The sequence below is a fragment of the Streptomyces blattellae genome (assembly GCF_009709555.1).
Taxonomy (GTDB): domain Bacteria; phylum Actinomycetota; class Actinomycetes; order Streptomycetales; family Streptomycetaceae; genus Streptomyces; species Streptomyces blattellae.
Map to the genome: position 1 here is coordinate 16669 of NZ_WJBG01000236.1, position 14371 is coordinate 31039.

The window sequence follows — 14371 nt, forward strand, 5'->3', positions numbered from 1 at the left end:
TGGGCTTCCTTCTCTTACGTGCTCGCTCTTATGTGCTCGCGGGTGTACGGGTGGTCTCGTCGAACGCGGGAGGGCCGGGCGGGGCCTGCGGCCGGGGCGGGGCCTGCGGCCGGGGCGGGGCCTGCGGCGGGGGCGGGCCCTGCGGCCGGGACGCGGTCCGGCAGTCGCCGAAGCTGTCCCTGAGCCGGGCCATCAGCAGGGTGAGCCGGCCGACCTCGTCGTCGGACCAGTCGTGCAGGCGGTGGGCGAGCAGCTCGGTGGTCCGCCGGGTCAGCTCGTCGACCATCGCCCGGCCGACGGGGGTGAGGCGCAGGATGCGGGAGCGCTTGTCCGCCGGGTCCGGGGAGCGCTCGATCCAGCCGCGTTCGGCGACGTGCGCGACATGGCGGCTGGTCACCGACATGTCCACGGCGAGCAGCTCCGCGAGCCTGCTCATGCGCATGTCGCCGTCGTGTCCGAGCAGCATCAGTACGGCGGCGGAGCCGCTGGGGCATTCGGACGGCAGAATCCGTCCCATCTCCCGCCTCACGGCCGCGAAGGCGCTGAGCTGGCGGGCCAGTTCCTCGTACTGCGTCTGCTCGGCCATCACACCTCCCGCTTTCGTTGCTTAGGGCAACCATAAGGGGGGTGGTTGCCATGGGCAAACAAACGGGCGTAAGTTCGGCATAAAAACTTGGCAAAGGCAAGTATTGCGGCTGTAAACGCGCCGGTGGCGAAGGTTCTGTGCGAGGAACGGATCCCCCGCTTGGGCGGCCACCCTCGATTCGCTAGGGTCTCGGGGCATGGCTAACACCCAGGGCCCCCAGGGCAACCACGACCCCGCAGGCAGCACTCAGATGTTCCGCGCGTTCGTCGACGAGGCCCCGCGGGGCCGGCAGCAGGCGGCGGCGGCCTCCTCGGGCCCCCGGATCGGCCTGATCATCGGTGCCGTCGTCGCGGTGGCCGTCGTGGCCGCCGTCGCGTGGCTCGCGCTGATGTAGTCAGGCCGCCGAACCTACGCGGACCCGCCTCACTTCCACTGGACGGACACGTCCCGCGTCTCGATGTGCATGCCCAACGGCACCCGCCACTCGTCGACGCACACCGTCCAGCTCTGTTCCTTCCGTGCCCCGGCCCTGACCGGCACCGGAAGCTCCTCGGTCGACTCGACGGTCCCCCAGTCGATGCCGAGCAGGCCGATGATGTGCGTCTCGAAGGTCACCGTGCCCGAACGCACCGCGGTTCCGCCCGAGTTGTGGAAGTCGACGGTCACCTTCTCGCACCAGCGCTCGTCCGTGGGCTCCCGCTCCGGCTCGGACCAGGTGAGCGCGGCGGGCGCGGGGGATGCCGTAGGACTGCTGCCGCCGCTTGATGGTGGCGGCGATGTCGCGGGGGTACGGGGGGACTCGGCGCCCTCGGCCCCGGTACCGGCCGCCGTCTCGACCCCGGTCCCGGCCGCCGTCTCGACCCCGGTCCCGGCCTCCGTCTCGGCACCGGTCTCGGCACCGGTCGCGGCTTCCGTCCCGGTGGACGGGGCGGGGTCCGGGCTGTCCGCCCCGGAGGGCCCTTCCCGGACCGAAGGGCCGCTCGAGCTTCCGCCCGCGCCCGGCGAATCGGCCGGCCCTTCCGAGAGCGGTGCCTGTGTCTCGGGATCGAGCGGCACCAGGCTCACATCGCCGGTCGGCCGCACGGCCTCCCCGGACGCCTGAGGTGCCGAACCGGTCGCCACATACCCGTCGCCGCCGCCCTGGGCCCCGCATGCGGCCAGCATCCCGCCCAGGCAGACGACGGCCGCCGACGCGCCGATCGCGGCGCCCCGGCGGCCATGTGTCCACGCCGTCCACGTCCTCCACGTCGATCGAAGCATCGCGCCATGGTGGCTGACGCTTCGTCAAATAGGAAGCCCCGGGCGGCCTTTGGTGCGGCCTTTGGCGCGGCTTTTGGTGTGGCCTTTGGTGCGGCCCTGCTGGTGATCCGGCCTTTCCTGCGGCCTCAGTCGGAGATGAGGCCTTCCCGCAGCTGTGCCAGCGTCCTGGTCAGCAGCCGGGAGACGTGCATCTGGGAGATGCCGACCTCCTCGCCGATCTGCGACTGGGTCATGTTGGCGAAGAAGCGCAGCATGATGATCCGGCGCTCGCGGGGCGGCAGCTTGGCGAGCAGGGGCTTGAGGGATTCGCGGTACTCGACGCCCTCCAGGGCGCTGTCCTCGTAGCCGAGGCGGTCCGCGAGAGAGCCCTCGCCGCCGTCGTCCTCGGGGGCCGGGGAGTCGAGCGATGAGGCCGTGTAGGCGTTGCCGACCGCGAGGCCGTCGACGACGTCCTCCTCGGACACGCCCAGGACCGTGGCCAGTTCGGTGACCGTCGGGGAGCGGTCCAGCTTCTGCGACAGCTCGTCGCTGGCCTTGGTGAGGGCGAGCCGCAGCTCCTGCAGCCGCCTGGGCACCCGGACCGACCAGGACGTGTCACGGAAGAACCGCTTGATCTCGCCGACGACCGTCGGCATCGCGAACGTCGGGAACTCCACGCCCCGTTCGCAGTCGAAGCGGTCGATCGCCTTGATCAGGCCGATGGTGCCGACCTGGACGATGTCCTCCATGGGCTCGTTGCGCGAGCGGAAGCGGGCCGCCGCGTACCGCACGAGCGGGAGGTTGAGCTCGATCAGCGTGTCCCGGACGTATGCGCGCTCAGGGCTGTTCTCGTCCAGTGCGGCGAGCCGCAGGAAAAGGGAGCGGGACAGGGTGCGGGTGTCGATGGTCTCCGGGGCGGGGATCTCCGGGGCCGGTGCGGCTTCCAGGACGACCTCAACCTCGTCGATGGGGCCGAGCGCGGCGTGCGCCTCGGGCGCTGCCTCGCTCTTTGTGAGCGTGAGCACCTTCGAGCTGCCCTTGTCTGCGGACATGCCACCCCCTTTGGGTCGCGGGACGGTCGCGGCGAGCGCTCCGTCGAGGAACGCCAGCCTTCACCTGAATACCGGAGCCGCAGCTCCGGCAAACGCACTTCCCGCAGAATGTCACATGTCGGCAACACGCTGTAGTGACATGTCGACATGTGAGACTCGAATCCGCCCTGGATAAAGGGGGTCTGACGGTTTTTCGGCACAGAACTGTCGGGATCAGACCTGGTGAGCGATTCGCTCTCGACGGTGATGGATCGATCCTCTATGCGGTTAAGTGCCGCCTAAGCATCGATTCTGTTCGCCGAGCGAAGCCGCTGGAAGCTACGCGCCAGTAGCCGCGAGACATGCATCTGGGAGACGCCGAGTTCCGCACTGATTTGCGACTGCGTGAGATTGCTGTAGTAGCGCAACAGCAGGATGCGCTGTTCCCGTTCGGGGAGCTGGACCAGCAGATGCCGGACGAGGTCGCGGTGTTCCACGCCGTCCAGCGCCGGGTCCTCGTAGCCGAGCCGGTCGAGGAGTCCGGGCAGGCCGTCGCCCTCCTGGGCCGCCTCCAGGGAGGTGGCGTGGTACGACCGCCCCGCCTCGATGCAGGACAGCACCTCCTCCTCCGTGATGCGCAGCCGCTCGGCGATCTCGGCGGTGCTCGGCGTGCGTCCGAAGGCGGTCGTCAGGTCCTCGGTGGCGCTGTTGACCTGCACCCACAGTTCGTGCAGCCGGCGCGGTACGTGGACGGTGCGGACGTTGTCGCGGAAGTACCGCTTGATCTCGCCGACGACCGTCGGCATCGCGAACGTCGGGAACTGCACGCCCCGGTCCGGGTCGAAGCGGTCGATGGCGTTGATGAGCCCGATGGTGCCGACCTGGACGACGTCCTCCATGGGCTCGTTGCGGGAGCGGAAGCGGGCGGCCGCGTAGCGCACCAGCGGAAGGTTGGCCTCGATGAGCGCCCCGCGCACCCGGTCGTGCTCCGGCGAGCCCGGCTCCAGTTCCTTCAGCTCGCCGAAGAGCACCTGAGTGAGCGCCCGGGTGTCGGCGCCGCGGCGCTTCTCGGGGGCGGGGGGCTGGTCCTGGGTCTCGGGGGCGGGAGCCGGCGTCTCGGCCTGAGCGGGAGCCTCGTCCTGGGGCGGCGCGGTACTGGCCGACACGGTCAACGCCACCTCTTTCTCGGTCAACTCATCCGTCTCATCCGTCAAAAGCTGTCATAGCATCACAAGACATGTGCATTGCGTGCAAGCACCGTGTAACTACGTGTTGACGGCAAATTGGTGCATAAGGCGCAGAAAAGCCCTCCGCCGTTCCGGCGGAGGGCTTCACAGGCCGTGGTTCGGAAACGAACCGGTGGCTCAGAGTCGGTGGCTCAGAACTCGTAGTCGGCGATCACCCACGTGGAGAACTCGCTCCACAGGGCGACGCCCGCCTGATGCTCAGGGTGCACGGCGTACGTCCGCAGGGCCGCACGGTCCTCGAACGCCGAGTTGATCGCGAAGTCGTACGCGATGGGCCGGTCGCTGAGGTTCCAGCCCATCTCCCAGGAGTGGATCTCGGGAATCTTGCCCTTGAGCGCGCGGAAGAGCTCCACGCCCTTCACCACGCGCGGGTCGTCGCGCTCGACGCCCTCGTTGAGCTTGAAGAGGACCAGATGACGGATCATGAATCTCCTCCGTTGGCGACCCAGGTCGCGAAGTCGCCGAGGGCGTTCGCGGCGTCCGATATGCCTTCGAAGCCTATCTGGACATAGTCGGCGGCCTTCGCCGGGTCCGTGATGATCACGTAGAGCACGAAGACCACGAGCACGTAGACGGCGATCTTCCTCGAATTCACCGCCACCGCGGCCTCCTCTGTGCGTGCTGCGCCCTGAGGGCCCCTGTCGACGGCGGCGAGTGTAACCTTCACACCCCTGTTACGGACCACAACGGCCCGCAGGTGAGGGGCTTTTGCCGAGGCCGTCGAGAGTCCGCCGGACGCAAGAAGGGCCCCATCTTGCGACGGGACCCTTCTTCAGCGGTAGCGGAGGGATTTGAACCCTCGGTGACTTGCGCCACACTCGCTTTCGAGGCGAGCTCCTTCGGCCGCTCGGACACGCTACCGAGGGAGACCTTACAGCACGGCGGGGCATGGTTTGAAATCGGTATTCGCCGGTCCGGGCGGGGGATACGGCCTCAGCGGTCGCGGAAGAAGTCGGTGAGCATACGGGCGCACTCCTCGGCGAGCACGCCCTCGATCACCTCGGGCCGGTGGTTGAGCCGTCGGTCGCGTATGACGTCCCAGAGGGAGCCGGCCGCGCCCGCCTTGTCGTCCCGGGCGCCGTAGACGACCCGGTCCACGCGGGACTGGACGATCGCGCCCGCGCACATCGTGCAGGGTTCGAGGGTCACGACGAGCGTGCAGCCCGTGAGGCGCCACGCTCCCGCCCGCCGCCCGCTGACACCCTTGCCGGAGGCTTCCTCAGAGCTGGACGCCTGAGGGGAACCCCATCGCGCCGCACCTCCCCATTTCGCCGCGGCCCGCCGGATGGCGAGCACCTCGGCGTGGGCCGTCGGATCGCCGGTGGCCTCGCGTTCGTTGTGGCCGGTCGCGAGCACGGTCGTACCGTCCGGGGCCAGCACCAGGGCGCCGACGGGGACGTCCCCGCCCCGGACGGCGTGTGCCGCCTCGTCCAGGGCGAGCCGCATCGCGGCCCGCCAGCGGTCCCGTACCGGGTCCGGCGGACCTGGGGCGGACTGCCCGGCCCGGCCGGTCAGCGGACAGCCTCCAGGAGGTCCGAGGCGCCCAGCGCGTCGGCGATCTCGGTGAGCGCGTCGTCCGTCAGGATCAGCAGCTCCTTCTCGCTGACGCCCAGGTCGTCGAGGATCCTGGCGTCACCGACCGGGCCGTGCGGCACGGCCTCGGCGGAGGGGCTGTCGTCCTCGCCGTCGGCGTCGTCCTCGGCCGAGCCGTCCTCGGTGCCGTCGAGGTCGAGGGAGTCCAGGTCGGCGACGTCGTCGTCACCCGGGTCCCGGCCGAGCAGTTCGTCGGTGAGCAGGATCTCGCCGTAGCTGCTGCGGGCAGCGGCGGCGGCGTCCGAGACGTAGATACGAGGGTCGTCCTCGCCGTCGACGCGGACGACGCCGAACCAGGCGTCCTCCTGCTCGATGAGTACGAGCACCGTGTTCTCGTCGGTGGAGGATTCCCGCGCCAGGTCGGCCAGATCCGACAGGGTCTCCACATCGTCGAGCTCTGTGTCGCTCGCTTCCCACCCGTCTTCGGTGCGCGCGAGCAGTGCGGCGAAGTACACCGTGACTCTCCCACTGGTAGGCGTGCCGGTTGGGGGTCCCCCCGGCGGAGGTTGCGGGCGGGGAATGTGGAACTCCGAGCCCCGCCCACTCGGAATCGTGGCAGAAACCAGGCGTTCAGGGGACGTCTTCGACTCCCTGTGTCCGCTCGTTTTGATCGTCCACCAGCGGGATCGTACGCGGCTCGGGGACCGCCGGCGTACGGGGGCGGCTCTCAGGACGTCCTCTCAGGCGGGTCGGCCTACCAGCGGAAGGTGCGCATTCGCATCGCGTGCCGCAGTCGTGCCGCCTTGGCGCGGCGGGGCTGGACGCGGTCGCGCAGCTCGCGGGCCTCGGCGAGTTCGCGCAGGAAGACCGCGCGGCGCCGCCTGCGATCGGCGTCGGTCTCCTGCGGCGACGGGTCCGTTCCGGACTCATGATCGGACATCGGCACACCCCCGTACATCCTTCCCACTTTCCCTCTGATGGGCGGTTTGATGCCATCACAAGGGTTACGGCGGCCCGGTTACTGTTAGGCCATGCGTCTCCAAGTCGTCGACCACCCCCTGGTCGCCCACAAGCTCACCACGCTGCGCGACCAGCGCACCGACTCCGCGACCTTCCGGCGACTCGCCGACGAGCTGGTCACCCTGCTCGCCTACGAGGCCACGCGCGACGTGCGCACGGAGCAGGTCGACATCACCACGCCGGTCGCCCCGACCACCGGCGTCAAGCTGTCCCACCCGCGCCCGCTGGTGGTGCCGATCCTGCGGGCCGGCCTCGGCATGCTGGACGGCATGGTCCGGCTGCTGCCGACCGCCGAGGTGGGGTTCCTGGGCATGATCCGCAACGAGGAGACGCTCCAGGCCTCCACCTACGCCACCCGTATGCCGGAGGACCTTTCCGGGCGTCAGGTGTACGTCCTGGACCCGATGCTCGCCACCGGCGGCACCCTGGTCGCCGCGATCCAGGAGCTGATCAAGCGCGGCGCGGACGACGTGACCGCCGTGGTGCTGCTCGCCGCCCCGGAGGGCGTCGAGGTCATGGAGCGCGAGTTGGCGGGTACGCCGGTGACGGTCGTGACGGCGTCGGTCGACGAGCGCCTCAACGAGCACGGCTACATCGTGCCGGGTCTGGGGGACGCGGGGGACCGGCTGTATGGAGCGGCTGAGTAGCTGCTCCGCCGCTCCGGCTCCGCTGGGTAGCACGCCTGTTTCAGCGGTCTTCGTCAGAAATGCTTCGTCAGAAATGCTTCGTCAGAACGTCTTCGTCAGAACGTCTTCTTCAGCAGGTCTTCTTCAGCAGGTCTTCGACGAAGAGGGCGCCGGCTGAGGCCCGGTCAGTGCGGCCAGTGCCTTGTCGGCGTCCTGCTTCGTCGCCAGCGCCTTGAAGCCGTTGCCGAGGATCAGGTCGACGGCCGGGCCCTTGCGGGCGGCGTCCGTGCGGCGCTCGGCGGTGCTGAGCTGGGTGGCGAGCACCGGCAGCGAGGTGTTCAGGGAGGAGGCGGGGCCGAGCAGTATCCCGGTGCCCTTGACCTTCTTGTCGAACTCCGCGGTCGCGTTGCCCACGTCGCCGATCCGGAAGCCACGTTTCTTCAGTTCGTCCGCCGTCTGCTTGGCCAGCCCGCTGCGGGTCGTGGCGTTGAGCACGTTGACGGTGACCTTGCCGGGCGCGGGAACGGCGGCGGTGGTGCTCGGTGAGGGGCTCGCCTTGGACGAGCAGTCCGACCTGGGGCCGACCGCGGAGGCGGAATCGCCGCCGCCCGAGAAGAGGTCGATGAGTTGCAGCGTGCCCCAGCCGGCCAGCCCGAGCGCGGCGGCCGAGGCCACGGCCCCGGCCGCGAGCCTGCCTCGCCGTCGGGGTCGGCGCATCCGGGGGTACTTGTCCCCCTTGATCCGGTACTGGCCGCCCATGCCGGGGGGAGTCAGCATGCTCATGGGCGCAGCGTAGTGCGCGCGGGCGACGATTCCTACTAGATGATCATTGCCAGCGCACAGTTCAACCCGTTAGGGGCACCGGCCGTGGTGGTCCGGCCTGGTGCTCCGGGTGCGGACCGCGGAGCAGCGGGCCGGCTGTCAGTCCAGTTCGAGGACGCGTGCGTGCAGCACTTGGCGCTGCTGGAGGGCCGCGCGGACCGCGCGGTGCAGGCCGTCCTCCAGGTACAGGTCGCCCTGCCACTTGACGACGTGGGCGAACAGGTCGCCGTAGAAGGTCGAGTCCTCGGCCAGGAGTGTCTCCAGGTCGAGTTGGCCCTTCGTCGTCACGAGCTGATCGAGGCGGACCGGGCGCGGCGCGACATCCGCCCACTGCCGGGTGCTTTCCCGGCCGTGGTCGGGGTACGGCCGGCCGTTTCCGATGCGCTTGAAGATCACACGGAAAGCCTACCGGTCAAGACCTTCCGGGCGCAGCCATGAGAGGGAGTGTGACGCTGGAAAAGATGCCGTAAACCTGGGTGAACCGGAAGCATGAGACTGACTATGCCGGAAGCAAGGGGCCGGATATGGAGGCCGGGGGCCTGATGTGAGCGACAGTGAGACCGTGCCCGCGGCGATCCCGGCGTCATGCACAGGCTGTGGATGGGGAGTCGGTGCACGAGAGGTTCGGCTGCGGGCCGGTGGGGGCTGTTCGGGCAGTTCGCCGCGCCCCTTGAGGGCGTGATGCGTACCCGCCCCCACCGGTTCCGCTCGCTTAGGGCTGCCTGCCGGGGGCGGGCTGCTTCTGGGGCTGTTGCTGGGGTTGTTGCTGGGGTTGTTGCTGGGGACGGGGTGTGCTGCGAAGGGCCTCGGCGCGCAGGAGGGCGCGCAGGACGGCGTAGGGGTCGTTGGGCATGGGGGTGTGGTCCTTGCGTTGTGGTGACAGGGGGCGGGGTGGGGGCATGGCCCCTGTCAGCAGCGGAGGACCACCGTGCGGAGGTTGTTCAGGGCGGGTTCGGTGCGGGCCGGCTCCGGCGGCGGTGGGATGGCCGGCGAGGGCGCGGGCCGCTGGCGGGGTGCGGGACGCAGGGGGGCGGCGGTGCGCCGGCCGGGGCGGGCCGCCGCCGACCGCAGGACGGTGTCGTCGCACTCGGCGGCGACCGCGCTGCTGGTCTCGGCCGTGATCACCGCCGCGTGTGCCGTGTGCTCGCCCGGCACGAGCAGGGCGAGCAGCAGGACGAGGACCCGCGACCAGGTGCGTACGGCGTTCACAGTTCGCGTGGCACCCGACTCGCGCGGTTGCGGATCCGCAGCGCCGTGATGATCTCGACGACGCCGACCACGACCAGCCACCAGCCGCCGACCAGGGTGAGCACGGCGACCGACTCGAAAGGGGAGACGATCAGGACGATGCCGGCGATGAAGGTGACGACGCCGAGGAGGATCTGCCAGCCGCGCGCGGGCATCGACGCGTCGTGCACGGCGGCCAGGGTCTGGGTGATGCCGCGGATCAGCCAGCCGATGCCGATCCACAGGGCCAGCAGCAGGATCGACTGCATGGCGCCGCGGAAGCAGAACAGGCCGAGCAGGATCGACAGGGCGCCGCTGACGAAGGCCAGCACGCGCAGCGAGGCCGTCCGGTGCGTGCCGAAGGCGGACGCGAGCTGGAGTACGCCACTGACCAGGAGGTAGAGGCCGAACAGGACTCCGGCCGCCCACAGGGACGCCCCCGGCCAGACCAGGACCAGGATGCCGAGGACCAGGGAGGCTGCCCCGGTCAGGAGTACGGCCTGCCAGGCGCTGCGGGCGAGGACGTGCAGGGGGCCTTCGAGCGGCGGTTCGGCGCCGCCCGGGCGGGGCTCGCGCACGGCGGCATGCACCCGGCGGTCGTCGTACTCCGGACCCCAGGGGGGACCGCTCGGTGCCTCGGTCATGCTTCATGCTTTGACCGGATTGGACCCGATTGCCACCCGGTATGGGCTGATTGGCGTAATTTCTGGGCGCTACCTCTTCGCCGCCTTCGCCGCCGCCTTCATCTCCTGCTTGTGGGCGCGGACCTTGGCCAGTGACTCCGGGCCGGTGATGTCGGCGACGGAGCGGAAGGACTCCGCCTCGCCGTAGGCTCCGGCGGCCTCCCGCCATCCGGTCGGCTGTACGCCGAGCTGCTTGCCCAGCAGGGCGAGGAAGATCTGGGCCTTCTGCTTGCCGAACCCGGGCAGGTCCTGGAGCCGCCCCCGGAGTTCGGTGCCGCTGTCGACGCCCTTCCAGACGGCTTCGGCGTCACCGTCGTAGTGCTCGACCAGGTACTGGCACAGCTGCTGGATGCGCCCCGCCATCGACCCCGGGTAGCGGTGCACCGCCGGCTTCTCGGAGAGCAGCGCGGCGAAGGCCTCGGGGTCGCGCGCGGCGATGTCGTGTGCGTCGAGGTCGTCGGCGCCCATGCGCTGGGCGATCGTCGCCGGGCCCTTGAACGCCCACTCCATCGGGATCTGCTGGTCCAGCAGCATGCCGGTGAGCGCGGCGAGCGGGCTGCGCCCGAGCAGCGCGTCGGCCTCGGGGTCCTGGGCGAGGTGCAGGGTGGCGTCCATGGGTCGATGATGCCGCCTGCGGGCTCAGGACGCGCGCCAGTACCCCAGTGCGTGCATCCGCTCCTTGGGTACGCCGAGTTCCTTGCGGACGTATGCGCTGAGCCTGCGCGTCGTCGCCGTGTCGCAGGCGATCCAGACGTACGGGTCCGCAGTGCCCTTGAGCAGTTCGGGAAGGTCCGCCTTCACCCGCTCGACGAGATGGGCGCCGGAGTCCAGCCGCAGCACCTGGCGCAACTCGTGGCGGGACGGGTCGGTGCGGCAGGGCAGGGCAGGGCAGGTCGTCGTCGCCGCCCTCGAACCAGACGGTGGCCGGGGCGGAACCCAGCGCGTCGAGGAGGGAGTTGATGGCGGGCAGCGAGGCCGGGTCGCCGATCGCGAACACATGGGTGGGGGCGGGGCTCGGCTGCTCGAACCCGGTGCCGTGCACGGTCGCCTCGATGGTGTCGCCGGGTCGCGCCGCCCGTGCCCAGTCGCTGGCGGTGCCCTCGTGCAGGGCGAACTCCAGGCTGAAGGTGCCGGCGGCGGGGTCCGGGGCGACGAGGGTGTATGCCCGCTGGTGCGGCTTGCCCCCGTTGTCGAACCACAGGCGCACCCACATCGTGGGGTGGACGCCGGTCGTCGCGAGCATGCCGCCGTCGCCGAGGTGGAGCCGCCGGTAGTGGGCGGTGACGTCCTCGGCGCCGGTCACCGTGAACACGAAGTCCTTCGCGCGCAGCAGTTTGAGGACCGCACCCTCCCAGCCGTGCCCCTGCCCCATCGCTTCTTCACCCCTCGCGTACGATTTCGCCACGAACCTACTTAGGCAAGGCTAACCTAAAGCATAGAAGGGCCATAGTGTGAGCGCCGAGATCTACCGCGACGCCTGGGGAATCCCGCATCTGCGAGCGGACGGCGTGGCCGGCCTCGCCCGTGTCCAGGGCCGCGTCACCGCACTCGACCGGGCCTGGCAGCTGGAGGTCGAACGGCACCGCGCGCAGGGCACCTCGGCCTCCTTCCTCGGCGCCGCCGCCCTCCCCTGGGACCTGCTCGCGAGACGGGCCCGCCTCGACGACACCGCGAGACGGTGCTTCGACGCGCTGGACCCCGATACGGCGGACTGGGTACGGGCGTACGTCGACGGCGTCAACGAGGGCCTGGCGGAAGGAGCCCGCCGTACCCCCGAGTTCGCTCGCGTGGGTCTCACGCCCGGCCGCTGGGAGCCCTGGGCCCCGCTCGGTGTCTGGCTCGGCATCCACATCCTGTTCGCCGGGTTCCCGGCCAAGCTCTGGCGTGAGCAGGTCGTCCGGCATCTCGGTGAGGACGCGGTCGGCCTGTTCGCCGCCGACGGGCCCGGCACCTCCGGCAGCAACGGCTGGCTGGTGGGCGGCGAGCGGACCACGACCGGTGCCGCCGTCATCGCCGGCGACCCGCACCGGTTCATCGAGGACCCCGGCATCTACCAGCAGATCCACCTCTCCTGCCCCGAGTTCGACGTCGTCGGCCTCGCCGTCCCCGGCGTCCCCGGCATCGCCCACTTCGGCCACACCGGCACGGTCGCCTGGGCCATCACCAACGCCATGGCCGACTACCAGGACCTGTACCGGGAGCGGCTGCGGCGGACGGGCGCGGGCGTCGAGGCGCTCGGCCCGGACGGCGACTGGGTGCGGGCTCCCCGGCACTCGGAGGTCATCGAGGTCGCGGGCGAGGAGCCGGTGCCGGTCGAGGTGATCGAGACCGAGCGCGGACCGGTGATCATCGGCGGCCTCGAAGGACTCGACGACGGGACGCCCGAAGCCGTCAGCCTCCGCTACCCGCCCCGCGTCACCGGCGACCTCGGCTTCGCCGCCCTCCTCCCCCTGCTGCGCGCCCGCCGGGTCGCCGACGTGGACCGGGCCTTCGACCGCTGGGCCGAGCCCGTGAACGTCGTCCTGGCCGCCGACACCGAGGGCGGCCTGCTGCACCGCGTGGCGGGCAGGGTGCCGTTGCGCAGCGCCGCCGCCCGCAGCCGCCTCGTGCCCGCCTGGGAGCCCGGTCACGAGTGGCGGGGCTGGCACGAGACGCCGTACGGCGAACTCACCGACGGCACGGCGGTGATGGCGAACCAGCGCGGCCCCTCCACGCCCCTCGGCGTCGAGTTCGCCGCGCCGCACCGCGCCGACCGCATCACCGCCCTCCTGAAGGAGAAGGAGAAGTGGACCGCGGGGGACATGGCCGCGATCCACATCGACACCCGTCTCGGCTCCGCCGCGGCCCTGTTGGACCACCTCGCCACCCTCGACGGCCTCACCGCCGAGGCCACCGCCCTGCAAGGCCGCCTCCTCGCCTGGGACCGGTGCATGGACGCGGACAGCACGGAGGCTGCCGCCTACGCGGCGGTGCGCGCAGCCGTCGTACGGCGTCTCGCCGAGCACCCCGCGTTCGCCGCGCTCGCCGTCCCGCCCGCGTACCCCGAGGCCTTCCTGCCCTGGCTCGCCCTCGGCCCGCGCATCGGTTTCGCCCTCGAACACCTGCTGCGCGCCGATGAGTTGTACGGCATCGACCGCCCCGCTGCCGTCCGCGCGGCCGTCGAGGAAGTCGCCGGCCGGCCGCCGGGCACCTGGGGGGAGTCCCACCGCCTGACCCCGTGGCGGGCGCTGCCCGGCACGTCGTACGACGAACCGGGCCTGTCCGGCGATCACGACTGCGTGCTGTGCACCTCGTCCGTGCCCGGCACCACCGATCTGGCCGCGCGCGGTCCGGCCGCCCGCTACGTGTGGGACCTGGCCCGCCGTGAGGACAGCCGCTGGGTGGTGCCGTTCGGCGCCTCCGGGATCGCCGGCTCGGCCCACCACCGTGATCAACTCCCCCTGTGGACGAGGGGAGACCTGGTCCCGGTCAGCACCGACTTCGACGCACTCACCAAGGAATCCCACGCGCTCACCAAGGAATTCGACGCGCTCACCAAGGAAACCGATGTCTGACACCTTCGCCCCCGCCGCCCGCCGGGCCGTCCACGAACAGGCCGTCGACGGCCTGGGCACCATCCGCGTGCTGCCCCTCGACGCCCGGGCCGACGCCGAGGTGGTGCACGGCTGGGTGAGTGAGGAGCGGGCCTCCTTCTGGGGCATGAACGGCCTCAGCCGCGACCAAGTGGCTGACATCTACGCCCACATGGACACGCTCGACACCCACCACGCCTACCTGGTGGCGCGGGAGACGGAACCGGTCGCGGTGCTCCAGACGTACGAGCCGGACGCCGACCGGGTCAGCGAATGCTACCGGGTCGAGCCCGGCGACATCGGCGTGCATCTGCTGCTCGCGCCCGCCGGAGCAGAGGGAGCGCGGCCCGGCTGGACCGCGGCGCTGGCCGGGGCCCTCTTCACCTACGTGCTGCTCGGCCTGGACCGGCGCCGCATCGTGGTCGATCCCGACGTGCGCAACGAGAAGGCGGTCACCCGCTTCCTGAACCTGGGCTTCACCGCCGGACCCGCGGTCGTCCTGCCGGAGATCGACCTCCCCGACGTGTATCTGCCCGAGAAACACGCCCAACTGGCCTTCCTCACCCGGGAGGCCGCCTTCCCCGGGTGATCCGGACCACCCGGACCACCCGGACGACCTGATCGCCCTGCGTGTTCCCCGCCTGCGTGGTGAGCGCCGTATGCAGTGAGCATCTGGCCCGCTTCGTACGTACGTACCGGAGTGGCCGAGACGTCAGAAGACTCAGCAGACTCAGCAGACTCAGCAGACGGAGATGCGAATTGGTCCGCAGGCGCGGAGTTCAAGG

At 70.7% G+C, this 14371-nt stretch carries 19 protein-coding genes, 1 tRNA gene and 1 pseudogene; 4 read left to right on the top strand and 17 right to left on the bottom strand.

Annotated features, from left to right (window positions below; genetic code table 11):
- Window positions 1-28: 28 nt before the first annotated feature.
- Window positions 29-586 (bottom strand): MarR family winged helix-turn-helix transcriptional regulator, encoded by a 558-nt coding sequence (locus GFH49_RS34670; RefSeq protein ID WP_155060033.1) that lies wholly within the window; start codon window positions 584-586, stop codon window positions 29-31.
- Window positions 587-782: 196 nt separating this feature from the next.
- On the opposite strand from GFH49_RS34670, the gene GFH49_RS34675 reads away from it, so the two are divergent.
- Complete coding sequence (locus GFH49_RS34675) at window positions 783-980, top strand: hypothetical protein (protein WP_155060034.1); 198 nt, start codon at window positions 783-785, stop codon at window positions 978-980.
- A 29-nt stretch (window positions 981-1009) separates the two neighbouring features.
- Here the strand turns inward: GFH49_RS34675 and GFH49_RS34680 are convergent, their stop codons facing one another.
- The 9 genes from GFH49_RS34680 to GFH49_RS34720 all read right to left on the bottom strand — a co-directional run bounded on the left by GFH49_RS34680 (window position 1010) and on the right by GFH49_RS34720 (window position 6576).
- Complete coding sequence (locus GFH49_RS34680) at window positions 1010-1846, bottom strand: hypothetical protein (RefSeq protein ID WP_155060035.1); 837 nt, start codon at window positions 1844-1846, stop codon at window positions 1010-1012.
- Between the two features lie 125 nt (window positions 1847-1971).
- Complete coding sequence (locus GFH49_RS34685; RefSeq protein WP_155060036.1) at window positions 1972-2877, bottom strand: RNA polymerase sigma factor SigF; 906 nt, start codon at window positions 2875-2877, stop codon at window positions 1972-1974.
- Between the two features lie 278 nt (window positions 2878-3155).
- Entirely contained in the window at window positions 3156-4028 is an 873-nt protein-coding gene (locus tag GFH49_RS34690) for an RNA polymerase sigma factor SigF (protein WP_155060072.1), read from the bottom strand.
- A gap of 206 nt (window positions 4029-4234) precedes the next feature.
- Window positions 4235-4528 (bottom strand): Dabb family protein, encoded by a 294-nt coding sequence (locus GFH49_RS34695; RefSeq protein WP_155060037.1) that lies wholly within the window; start codon window positions 4526-4528, stop codon window positions 4235-4237.
- Entirely contained in the window at window positions 4525-4704 is a 180-nt protein-coding gene (locus GFH49_RS34700; RefSeq protein ID WP_155060038.1) for a hypothetical protein, read from the bottom strand. Before GFH49_RS34700 ends, GFH49_RS34695 begins: the two co-directional genes overlap by 4 nt.
- Window positions 4705-4879: 175 nt before the next feature.
- Window positions 4880-4964: transfer RNA gene (locus tag GFH49_RS34705), tRNA-Ser, on the bottom strand.
- 72 nt (window positions 4965-5036) lie between these two features.
- On the bottom strand, window positions 5037-5549 hold the full coding sequence (locus tag GFH49_RS34710; protein ID WP_155060039.1) for a nucleoside deaminase: 513 nt from the start codon (window positions 5547-5549) through the stop codon (window positions 5037-5039).
- Window positions 5550-5614: 65 nt separating this feature from the next.
- Window positions 5615-6151: a tRNA adenosine deaminase-associated protein gene (locus GFH49_RS34715; RefSeq protein ID WP_155060040.1), complete on the bottom strand. Its 537-nt coding sequence runs from the start codon at window positions 6149-6151 to the stop codon at window positions 5615-5617.
- A gap of 239 nt (window positions 6152-6390) precedes the next feature.
- The gene (locus tag GFH49_RS34720) at window positions 6391-6576 is read right to left on the bottom strand and encodes a hypothetical protein (RefSeq protein ID WP_155060041.1); all 186 of its coding nucleotides are present in this window, start codon (window positions 6574-6576) and stop codon (window positions 6391-6393) included.
- Between the two features lie 91 nt (window positions 6577-6667).
- On the opposite strand from GFH49_RS34720, the gene upp reads away from it, so the two are divergent.
- Window positions 6668-7303, top strand: a complete 636-nt coding sequence (gene upp, locus GFH49_RS34725) for a uracil phosphoribosyltransferase (RefSeq protein ID WP_155060042.1) — start codon at window positions 6668-6670, stop codon at window positions 7301-7303.
- A gap of 123 nt (window positions 7304-7426) precedes the next feature.
- Here the strand turns inward: upp and GFH49_RS34730 are convergent, their stop codons facing one another.
- The 7 genes and pseudogenes from GFH49_RS34730 to GFH49_RS34760 form a co-directional block, all read right to left on the bottom strand.
- On the bottom strand, window positions 7427-8065 hold the full coding sequence (locus tag GFH49_RS34730) for a LytR C-terminal domain-containing protein (RefSeq protein WP_230396664.1): 639 nt from the start codon (window positions 8063-8065) through the stop codon (window positions 7427-7429).
- A gap of 138 nt (window positions 8066-8203) precedes the next feature.
- On the bottom strand, window positions 8204-8500 hold the full coding sequence (locus GFH49_RS34735; RefSeq protein ID WP_003999914.1) for a type II toxin-antitoxin system VapB family antitoxin: 297 nt from the start codon (window positions 8498-8500) through the stop codon (window positions 8204-8206).
- A gap of 316 nt (window positions 8501-8816) precedes the next feature.
- Window positions 8817-8957: a hypothetical protein gene (locus tag GFH49_RS34740; protein ID WP_155060043.1), complete on the bottom strand. Its 141-nt coding sequence runs from the start codon at window positions 8955-8957 to the stop codon at window positions 8817-8819.
- Window positions 8958-9013: 56 nt separating this feature from the next.
- The gene (locus GFH49_RS34745) at window positions 9014-9313 is read right to left on the bottom strand and encodes a hypothetical protein (RefSeq protein ID WP_155060044.1); all 300 of its coding nucleotides are present in this window, start codon (window positions 9311-9313) and stop codon (window positions 9014-9016) included.
- Complete coding sequence (locus GFH49_RS34750) at window positions 9310-9975, bottom strand: HdeD family acid-resistance protein (protein WP_155060045.1); 666 nt, start codon at window positions 9973-9975, stop codon at window positions 9310-9312. The genes GFH49_RS34745 and GFH49_RS34750 overlap by 4 nt, the downstream gene beginning before the upstream one ends.
- A gap of 69 nt (window positions 9976-10044) precedes the next feature.
- The gene (locus tag GFH49_RS34755; RefSeq protein ID WP_155060046.1) at window positions 10045-10629 is read right to left on the bottom strand and encodes an HhH-GPD-type base excision DNA repair protein; all 585 of its coding nucleotides are present in this window, start codon (window positions 10627-10629) and stop codon (window positions 10045-10047) included.
- A gap of 24 nt (window positions 10630-10653) precedes the next feature.
- Window positions 10654-11386, bottom strand: a pseudogene (locus tag GFH49_RS34760) (siderophore-interacting protein).
- Window positions 11387-11465: 79 nt separating this feature from the next.
- Here GFH49_RS34760 and GFH49_RS34765 point away from each other — a divergent pair.
- Together GFH49_RS34765 and GFH49_RS34770 are read left to right on the top strand one after the other, a co-directional pair.
- Window positions 11466-13568 carry a penicillin acylase family protein gene (locus GFH49_RS34765; protein ID WP_155060047.1) on the top strand — a complete coding sequence of 701 codons (2103 nt, stop codon included), beginning with the start codon at window positions 11466-11468 and terminating at the stop codon, window positions 13566-13568.
- Window positions 13561-14175 carry a GNAT family N-acetyltransferase gene (locus GFH49_RS34770; protein WP_155060048.1) on the top strand — a complete coding sequence of 205 codons (615 nt, stop codon included), beginning with the start codon at window positions 13561-13563 and terminating at the stop codon, window positions 14173-14175. Before GFH49_RS34765 ends, GFH49_RS34770 begins: the two co-directional genes overlap by 8 nt.
- The last annotated feature ends 196 nt before the right edge of the window (window positions 14176-14371 follow it).